General features: G+C 41.2%; 7 protein-coding genes. All 7 read right to left on the minus strand.

What is annotated here, in order from left to right; all coding sequences use genetic code 11:
- Positions 1 to 71 precede the first annotated feature (71 nt).
- Positions 72 to 1,538 (minus strand): tetratricopeptide repeat protein, encoded by a 1,467-nt coding sequence (locus tag KTR06_RS22840; protein ID WP_217290833.1) that lies wholly within the window; start codon positions 1,536 to 1,538, stop codon positions 72 to 74.
- A gap of 21 nt (positions 1,539 to 1,559) precedes the next feature.
- Entirely contained in the window at positions 1,560 to 2,504 is a 945-nt protein-coding gene (locus KTR06_RS22845; protein WP_044135562.1) for a PstS family phosphate ABC transporter substrate-binding protein, read from the minus strand.
- 3 nt (positions 2,505 to 2,507) lie between these two features.
- Positions 2,508 to 3,323, minus strand: coding sequence for an energy transducer TonB (locus KTR06_RS22850; protein WP_004316568.1), 816 nt, complete (start codon positions 3,321 to 3,323; stop codon positions 2,508 to 2,510).
- A gap of 26 nt (positions 3,324 to 3,349) precedes the next feature.
- On the minus strand, positions 3,350 to 4,003 hold the full coding sequence (locus tag KTR06_RS22855) for a biopolymer transporter ExbD (protein WP_074708273.1): 654 nt from the start codon (positions 4,001 to 4,003) through the stop codon (positions 3,350 to 3,352).
- A gap of 15 nt (positions 4,004 to 4,018) precedes the next feature.
- Complete coding sequence (locus KTR06_RS22860) at positions 4,019 to 4,624, minus strand: biopolymer transporter ExbD (protein ID WP_004316570.1); 606 nt, start codon at positions 4,622 to 4,624, stop codon at positions 4,019 to 4,021.
- A 33-nt stretch (positions 4,625 to 4,657) separates the two neighbouring features.
- Positions 4,658 to 5,455, minus strand: a complete 798-nt coding sequence (locus tag KTR06_RS22865) for a MotA/TolQ/ExbB proton channel family protein (RefSeq protein ID WP_004306909.1) — start codon at positions 5,453 to 5,455, stop codon at positions 4,658 to 4,660.
- Between the two features lie 154 nt (positions 5,456 to 5,609).
- On the minus strand, positions 5,610 to 5,933 hold the full coding sequence (locus KTR06_RS24595) for a hypothetical protein (protein WP_254306457.1): 324 nt from the start codon (positions 5,931 to 5,933) through the stop codon (positions 5,610 to 5,612).
- Positions 5,934 to 6,000: the final 67 nt, after the last annotated feature.

Consider the following 6,000-nt stretch of genomic DNA (forward strand, 5'->3'; position numbering starts at 1 on the left):
AAGTGCAAAAAAAGGAGGAGCTAAGATCACTCTCCACTCCTCCTGTCACGACAAACAACTAAAATTATTCACTATTTGATGCCGTCCAATGCCCTTTTAGCAGTAGCATTAGCGGGGTCTATAGCCAGAATTTTATTCCAGTATTCTATGGATTTATCTTTATTAGCCTTTGCTTCGGCCTTCAATGCCGGATTCTCGATCGCTAACAAATAGTAATATCCAAGATAACTGTAACATTCAACCAAAGCTGAATTGTAATGAGGATCATTTTTGCTTTCCAATAAAGCAGCCACTTCCTCATAGAAAGGTTTCGCAAGTCCTTGAGTGGTTTCAGGGTCCAGTGCTGAATTGGCACGAGCTCTCCAGAAGTTACCCAAGTAGCTATCCGGTGCTGCTTCTGCAATTGCATGGAAAACAGAATCGGCGGACATCAACGCCTGCTTGCGTTCTTCAACAGTGATTGTCAATGAATCAGGTTGCGTACCAGCACCGTAATAAAGTCTACCAACCTGAAACTGTAAGTCCGGAGTCTGTTTTTCTTTATCAAGGGATGAATAATATTTCTGGTAAGCACTGATTGCTTTTTTATAATCATTCTTCTGTTCGTAAGCAGAAGAGATATTTTTATATAAATCCGTCTTTGTCGGATCCATCTTTACCGCTTTCTCATATTGTATTACTGCATCATCATATTTTTTCAGACTTTCCAGCAAGTGTCCATAATACATATAATCCAAATAAGAATAATCGGCTTTTTCACATTCATTGAAGAAGATGTCCGCTGCCTTTATCGCTTCATCAAAACGCTTCAGGTCAGTATAGTTATACATTGCCAGACGGTTGAACGCAGCATGATGGGCATTCTTTTGTAATCCCATATTAGCCACTTCGAGCGATTTCTCAAAATCATGGTTCAAAAATAAAGCAAACGCATACTTCACCAAATCTTCTTCCGTAGCAGTAGGCCCCATTGCAAAATTCGCATAAGCTTCTGCCGCTTTACTAAAATCATTTTTTAAATAATAAATCTCGGCTAGTTTTTTGTCTACGGCTGTGTTGGACGGTTCCAGGGCTTTCAATTGGTTCAGCTTTTCAATAGCAAGACTTGCATTGGCTGATTTATAAACATCTGCATATTTCAGATAAGCTTCCGTACATTTCGGATCGAAATAAATCGCTTCTTCATATTTCTGAGAAGCGAGACCCGCATTTTTCTGCTTCATGGCAATATTTCCTTCCAATACAGAAGCAAGAGCCGATTTACCATTCGCTTTTCTGGCAAGAGTTGCATATTCTTGCGCTTCGGGAAGTTTGTCAGCATCCAGATACGCATTTCCGATAGCTACCAAAAGTTCCACATTCTTTTTATTCTTTCCTTTAATCAGATGCTCGGCTTCTTCAGCAGCCTGTGCCGGATTCGTCTGAATAGTTTCTTTCAATTTGGCAACTTCCGCCTGCCATTCGGCATCGGTTGATTGCGCACAGAGCGACCCTACTGCTATAAACGCTCCAGCTAAAAACATTTGTACTCGTTTCATGATAGTCTCTAATTTTAGTTATTATTCGTCTTTCACATGGACAATACGCACCGGCTGTGTAGCCGGAACAAGTCCGGATTTTAATATAATCCGCTGCCCCTTGTCGGATGTCATAAAAGAAGCAAATCCCCAGGGCAGCCCACTGCGAGGATCGTTCAGTAATGCATAGATGGATCGTGCCAGCGGATAATTACCATAGAACAGATAGGCCTGATAAGGCTTATAGCTGTTCGCAGGAGTTGCCACATCTTCAGCACTGACTGCCATCACTCTGATCTCTTCACGAAAAGAAAGATTGGTCGTATCACTGCGGTTCCCCAGCCAGTTTACTCCAATAACTCCCATGGCATCAGGATTCTTCACTACATAGTCTATCACCTGCTGGTTGGTTTTCAAGGCACTGACGTTACCTTCAGCCAACGGTTTCCCACCACAGATTGAGTCCATTGCAAAACGTACGGTACTGGAATTCTTATTATCGAACACCACCTGAATCCCCTTCAAGCGGGAATCCGGATTTACCTCTTTCCAGTTTTTCACCTCACCGGTGAGGATGCGGCGAAAATCACGTACACTCAACAAAGAATCCGGATTAGCACGATTCACGATCAATGCCAGACCATCCGTAGCCAATTTTATCTCGCGAGGGAAAAATTTACGGCTGTGGAATGAATTCATTTCTTCCTTAGTCAGTGTCCGGGTTGTAATAGCCAACCGGACACTGTCTTTCAGAAGTAAATTTATCGCTTCCACTTCAGTTGTGTAGCGAGGAACAATCCCGGCCAAAGGGTAAAGGTTTTCAAACACCTCTATCTCTTCTTGTATGATAGGTTCGAAACTCTCATCCGCTGCAATAGATACCACACCGGAAGAATAAGTATCCGTCGGCCCTTTCGATTTTGAGTTACAAGCACTCAACACCACCAACGCTACGAGTCCTATCAGCCTAAATTGTCTCTTCATCATCTTTTATTGTAATCTAAACATTACCGGAACGGTGAACTTCACACGTACCGCTTTTCCATTCTGTTTACCAGGGAGCCATTTCGGCATGCTTTTTACCACACGCACAGCTTCCTTATCCAAATAAGGGTCTACACCACGAGCCACACGCACATCAGTGATAGAACCATCACGTTCCACAACAAACTGTATAATAACGCGACCTTGTGTTCCATTCTCCTGTGCAATAGTCGGATATTTGATGTTCTTACCCAAGTAAGCCATCAATTCCTGTTGACCACCAGGGAAAGTCGGCATCTGTTCTACCATATCGAAAACCTTTTCCGGTTCCGGTGCAGCCTGTGTCACCACCTGCTTAAGGTCAGCAATATCTTTACCATTCGCCTCGTCGTTACCTTTTACGTCGGCAATAGAGATGGATACTTTAGTAGCATTCAAATCCTCCTGGCTCTTGATCTCATCATCTTCATGCACCTCTTCATCTTTCTTGATGACAGGAGCAGTAAACTTGATAGAACTCTTCAGTGCAGGGGGAGGAGGCGCCACCGGCTCAACCCGTTTCATCTCTTCCTGTTTGATTTCCGGTTCTGCCAATTTCGACAAGGTAGTCACCTCTGTCATCACTTCTTTCTGCTCCGGAGTTGCCAACTTAAGCAGTGTAGGGATGCTAAATCCGACTGCCGCTATGATTACCACAATCAACATGGCGACATTGTGTCGTTTTGTTGAATTGGCACGCATTCTATATGCTCCGTATGCCTGGTTCTTGCCTTCAAAAATCAGTTGACACCATTCCGAAGAAGCTAAATCTAATTTTGCCATTTTACTTTTCTTTTTTGGGTGTTACATCAATTATCGGCTAAGTTCTGTGACAATCCACCTTTCGCATCGAAATTCTTGATTAAGAATTCATCAGCTTCCGCAATGTCTGTTATCACATATTTACCAATATTACATATCTGCATTTCGTCCAGCGCGTCAATCAGATTCATATAAGAAGCGTCATCCGTAGCTTTAATAATTACGGTCGGGGTATCCTTTCCGCTCTTTATCTCGGAAACCTGCTTCTTAAATTCGTCATCCGTTATCTTAAGATCCAATTTCTGTTGTTTCAATTCTCTTACTTTATTGACAGCAACAGCATTTTTCTGAAGAAGTACGGCACGCAGTCCATTTGCACCGTAGCTAGTTTCTTTCAACGAGGTATAGTCCTTATAATTAGGTTCTCCCTCATAATAATAGAGTTTATTATCAGGCCCCAGCAATAGTGTAATTGCCTGTGAAGCCTTCACCATACTCTTCTGATTTTCAGTAATATCTTTGTCATTACTCGGCATGCTTATTTCCATCGTCTGAGGTTTGCTCAGTGTGGTACAAAGCATAAAGAAAGTAATCAGCAACATATTCATGTCCACCATCGGTGTAAAGTCCACCCGGACAGTTATCTTTTTTTGCTTGCTCTTTCCTCTTTTTCCGCTGCTCTCTTGTACTTCAGCACTCATTGTATTTCCTCCTTTTTAATTTTCAGATTCTGCTTTGAGAGAAGTAATCAGATTGTACCGATTTTCCCGCAAATCCTGAAGTGAGTTCATAACGTTCTTTATCACTGAGTATGGAGTCGTAGCGTCTGCCTTGATGGCAATACGTAGATCAGCGTTAGCAGTACGTGCATTACGTACCCACGATTTAAACTGATTATCAACACTATCGCATGGAATACCTTCATTCTTAAGGATCTTATCCCGTTGATCTTCGGGGAGATCAAGATATTTCTGCATACTTCTGATAGGCACTCCAAAAGTAGAAGACAACATAAATCTCTTCTCTTGTTCCGGAGTAAACTTAATGCCATACTCTTCACCCATGCTCTCCAAGACAGCCTGCATATCCTGCTGCTTGTCGAGGCTCATAAATATTTTTCCTTCCGGATCAACCAGAATCTGGAGTACATTAGTCTCCGGAATCTTGATTTCCGATACAGAAGCCGGAGTGGTAACTTGCACTGGTTCCTTCTTCACAAATGTTGATGTCAACATAAAGAAAGTCAGAAGCAATACAGTAACGTCACTCATAGCGGTCATATCTATGAACGTACTTTTCTTTTTAATTTGCGCTCTACCCATGATTAATAATAGATTTTATAAGGGTTCGCAGAATTAGTGAGTAGCTGCAAAAGTTTGCACGATAGAGAATCCGACTTCGTCGAGTCCGTAAGTCAATTTATCAATTTTGTTAGTGTAATAGTTGTAAGAGATAACAGCCAATGCACCAGTCAAGATACCGAAAGCAGTGTTAATCAAAGCTTCAGAGATACCTTGTGACAAAGCCATAGAGTCAGCACCACCACCAGCAGACAAAGCAGCAAATGAACGGATCATACCGATTACAGTACCGAGCAATCCCATCAATGTACCCAGAGTGGTGATGGTAGCGATGATCGGAAGATTTTGTTGCATCATCGGCATTTCCAAAGCAGTAGCTTCTTCAAGTTCTTTCTGGATAGCCAACAGCTTCTGTTCTTTAGGAAGAGATGTGTTCTTTTCCATTTCTTCATACTTACGCAAAGTAGAAGTTACTACGTTAGCAACAGATCCACGTTGTTTGTCACAGATTTCCTGTGCTTTCTTCATGTCGCCGGCAGCTAAAGCGTCTTTGATGTTAGCTACAAACTTAGACAATGAACCTTTACCGAAAGCAGAACGAAGAGCGAAATAACGTTCGATGCTCAAAGCAAGTACGGTTAACAACAATGTCTGGATAATAGGCACGATGATACCACCTTTGTAAATAGTACCCAACATGTTCAATGGGTGATTGTTCGGGTCATTGTTCATAAAGTTGGACGGGTTACCTAACAGGAATTGGAAGATACATACAGCTATTACTAAACAGCAGATGATTACGATACCGGCATTTTTTATACCTACAACTTGAGTTTTTTTAGTAGTTTCCATAATAAGTTTTTTTGTTAAGAAATTAATTTTAGTTATTTAGGAAGTAAAAATTTCGATTAGGCACACTGCGCTACAGACCCTGCAACTTTTAAAAGGAAAAAGTCACACAGTTCATACAGAGTACGAAAAAAAACGGATAATAGGGGGAAATAAACTAAATAAGGATATGTCTTAGAGCGAACACATAGTAATCGCTACACGTAATGGAGTAATGTGGATCCTTATCCGAATAAAAAGATTTACTTTGATCTAATACTAAAGAATTCTCTCTTAACACGAGAAACTTATGCATAACGTCTTTCAAGGAGTCATTGATTTCAATGATTCTACGCAGGCGATAATTATTAGAGTTTGATTCAGTTACTAATTTAAATCCTAATTCTACATCAGAAATAGTTAATGACTGCGAGTTATCATAACTAACTGACTGATTATCTACAGAAGAATTACGATTAACATCAGAAGACGATTCTGACAGTTGACAAGAAGCGGCTCACCCGATAATCATTGGGGGTATGCATAAATCTTAGCCAGTCTAAAGAGGA

Source organism: Bacteroides sp. MSK.20.12, assembly GCF_019052435.1.
In the GTDB taxonomy this organism is placed as follows: domain Bacteria; phylum Bacteroidota; class Bacteroidia; order Bacteroidales; family Bacteroidaceae; genus Bacteroides; species Bacteroides xylanisolvens.

Bases quoted from the DNA above. Each gene is read 5' to 3' on its own strand.
- KTR06_RS22840 (WP_217290833.1), bottom strand. From the start codon at position 1,538: ATGAAACGAGTACAAATGTTTTTAGCTGGAGCGTTTATAGCAGTAGGG.
- KTR06_RS22855 (WP_074708273.1), bottom strand. From the start codon at position 4,003: ATGAGTGCTGAAGTACAAGAGAGCAGCGGAAAAAGAGGAAAGAGCAAG.
- KTR06_RS22865 (WP_004306909.1), bottom strand. From the start codon at position 5,455: ATGGAAACTACTAAAAAAACTCAAGTTGTAGGTATAAAAAATGCCGGT.
- KTR06_RS22860 (WP_004316570.1), bottom strand. From the start codon at position 4,624: ATGGGTAGAGCGCAAATTAAAAAGAAAAGTACGTTCATAGATATGACC.
- KTR06_RS22845 (WP_044135562.1), bottom strand. From the start codon at position 2,504: ATGATGAAGAGACAATTTAGGCTGATAGGACTCGTAGCGTTGGTGGTG.
- KTR06_RS22850 (WP_004316568.1), bottom strand. From the start codon at position 3,323: ATGGCAAAATTAGATTTAGCTTCTTCGGAATGGTGTCAACTGATTTTT.